The 3,038-nt window shown below is 40.5% G+C and carries 2 protein-coding genes; both read left to right on the forward strand.

What is annotated here, in order from left to right; genetic code table 11:
• The coding region (gene pglZ, locus Q0212_RS06035) for a BREX-1 system phosphatase PglZ type A (protein WP_297923582.1) at positions 1–926 on the forward strand (926 nt) is incomplete at its 5' end.
• A gap of 11 nt (positions 927–937) precedes the next feature.
• Positions 938–3,031, forward strand: a complete 2,094-nt coding sequence (gene brxL, locus Q0212_RS06040; RefSeq protein ID WP_297923584.1) for a BREX system Lon protease-like protein BrxL — start codon at positions 938–940, stop codon at positions 3,029–3,031.
• The last annotated feature ends 7 nt before the right edge of the window (positions 3,032–3,038 follow it).

The raw sequence follows: 3,038 nt of genomic DNA on the forward strand, positions 1-3,038 counted from the left end.
GCCTCTTGGCCAGTGATGTTATCTTGGCAAAAGACTTTATGGTGTTAAATAAAGACGACTCAAGAGCCATCGTCCGCGATAGTGACGTACTGTATATCTATCATAACCTGATAGACAAAACAGGCGACAGCCTAGGCACAGAAGAACGTACCTTTGATGCGGCCGAACAAACCTTAGTCGAAATGATTAGCCTGATTAAAAAATTGACCAATGCCAACGTCAACAACATCTTGCTGACCGCAGATCATGGTTTTATTTATCAAGACCAAACCCTTGCCGAAAGTGATTTTTTATCCTCAGACCCACAAGCATCAACGGTGTTATATCGCAATCGACGCTTTTTATTAGGTAAAGACTTTCAACGCCACCCCTCGTTTAAGCACTTCCACAGCTCGCAATTAGGCTTAGTGGGCGATGTGGAAGTGATGTTACCTAAGTCGATTAACCGCTTACGCTTACAAGGCTCTGGTAGTCGCTTTGTACATGGTGCAGCCAGCTTACAAGAAGTCGTTATCCCTTTATTACACATCAATAAAAAACGTCAAAGTGACCTGTCACAAGTTGATATTGAAGTGCTACGCGGCTCGGCTAATAAAATTACTACTAACCATCTATCGGTCATGCTTTATCAATTACAGCCAGTCACTGACAAATGTCGTCCTCGCACCTTGCGTATTGGGTTGTATAGCGAAGCAGGCGCATTGATTTCGGATAGCCATGAGGTGATTTTTGATCGTCAGGCTGACAATGCCCGTGAACGTGAAATTGCTTTACGCCTGATGTTGACCAGTCAAGCCGACAATCTCAACGGTCAAACTGTTTGTTTAAGGTTAGAAGAGCAAATTGAAGGCACATCCCATTACAAACCGTACACCGCACTAAACTACCTGATGCAGCGTTCTTTTACCCGTGACTTTGACTTCTAGAGCAACCCGTTATGAGCCAGTTTGATGATAAAATTAATGAGCATTTTTCGGGTTTAGTGGTGCGTAAAGACCTCGTAAAAACAGTTAAAGGTAATGCGATTGTCCCCTCTTATGTGTTGGAATATTTGTTGGGTCAATACTGTGCCAGTAATGACGAACTGACTATTCAAAATGGCATTAGCACCGTCAAAGAGATTTTGCGTAAACATTATGTGCATCGTAATGAATCAGGCTTGGTGCGTTCAATAATTAAAGAAAAAGGTCGCCATAAAGTCATTGATCGTATCAGTGTGGCACTCAACGAAAAAAAAGATGCTTACGAAGCTGAGTTTGCCAATTTAGGTATTAAAAAAGTCATTATTGATTCGCATACCGTAAAAACACATCCTAAATTATTGGTCAGTGGTGTGTGGTGTATTGCAGATGTTGAATATGATTTTAGCGAAGAGAAGGATGCCTCGCCTTGGATTTTAGGCTCATTAAAACCCATCCAGCTCTCTCATCTGGATTTTGATGCTTATATTCAAGCCAGACGCTTTTTTTCTACCGATGAATGGATAGACTTACTTATACAAAGTATGGGCTTTGAACCCTCTCAATTCAGTAAACGTAATAAGTTTAACCAACTTGTGCGCCTGATTCCTTTTTGTGAGCGTAACTACAACATGATTGAGTTAGGCCCTAAAGGAACAGGAAAATCACACATTTACTCCGAATTTTCCCCACACGGGATTTTAATTTCAGGCGGAGAAGTTACCACGCCTAAATTGTTTGTTCACAATGGTACAGGCAAAGTCGGCCTAGTCGGTTACTGGGACACTATCGCTTTTGATGAGTTTGCAGGAAAAAAGAAACGTGTTGATAAAGCCTTAGTTGATATTATGAAAAACTACATGGCCAACAAAACTTTTTCACGCGGCATTGAAACGCTTGGTGCAGAGGCATCAATGGTATTTGTTGGTAACACCCAGCACAGTGTTCCTCACATGCTAAAACACAGCGACTTATTTGACGAACTCCCCGAAAGCTACCATGATTCTGCATTTCTTGACCGCATTCATTTTTATATTGCAGGGTGGGAAGTCGATATTATTCGCGGAGAAATGTTTTCGCAGGGCTATGGTTTTGTAGTTGATTATTTAGCCGAAGTATTACGCGCTTTACGCAGTCACGATTATTCTGACCGCTACAAAGCATATTTTACACTATCGTCTGATTTATCAACTCGTGACCGTGATGCCATTAACAAAACCTTTTCGGGCTTAATGAAGATTTTATATCCTGATGGTCAAGCGAGCGAAAGTGATATTCAAGAGTTGCTTAATTTTGCGATGGAAGGCCGTAAACGGGTTAAAGATCAACTACTCCGTATAGATAACACTTATAGCAAGGTCTCTTTTAGTTATCACAATCAACGTGATGAAATACATCACATTACCACCAAAGAAGAAGAAACCTACCCCAACTACTACCACAAAAAATCCAATACAAGCGACGGGGCCATTAGTGAGTCATATCAAGAAGATGCCTTATTTGCCACACCAAGCACGTCAATCACCAGCGACTCAGCAACAAAAATACATGATAAAGTTAAAGAAAATTCAGAATTAACTGAACAACAAATAACATGGCCAGAAGGTAAATCGGGATTTAGCCTAAGCGACTGCATCACCCCATATCTGCAACAGGCCACAGAAATTACTATCAGTGACCTCAACATCGGTTTAATTAATCAACAAGAAAACTTACTGGAACTATTAACTACGATTGCCAATGCCAAACCATCATCTCAGCAAAGTAACGTTCATCTCATCACCACCACAGATTTGTTTATGGAAGAGCAACAAGAAAGTGATTTACAACATATAGCTAAGGCATGCCTAGATGTTGGCATCAATCTAACATGGCAATTTGTACCATCGACAGACATCATGCAGTCTTTTATACAAACAAACACAGGTTGGCGAATTCGGGTACATCAAGGTTTAGATATTTATCAACCCTATTCATTTAATGATAAATTTAATCTTATGAAGCGACTTCCTGACTATCGTGTTTGTAAAGCTTTTGAAATGGATATTGTGTCGATTAGTGCAGAACAATAGTGGTATT

This window comes from uncultured Agitococcus sp. (assembly GCF_937920075.1).
GTDB lineage: Bacteria > Pseudomonadota > Gammaproteobacteria > Pseudomonadales > Moraxellaceae > Agitococcus.

What these genes read in the sequence shown, in the direction of transcription:
- brxL (WP_297923584.1), top strand. Translation starts at nt 938, where the DNA reads ATGAGCCAGTTTGATGATAAAATTAATGAGCATTTTTCGGGTTTAGTG.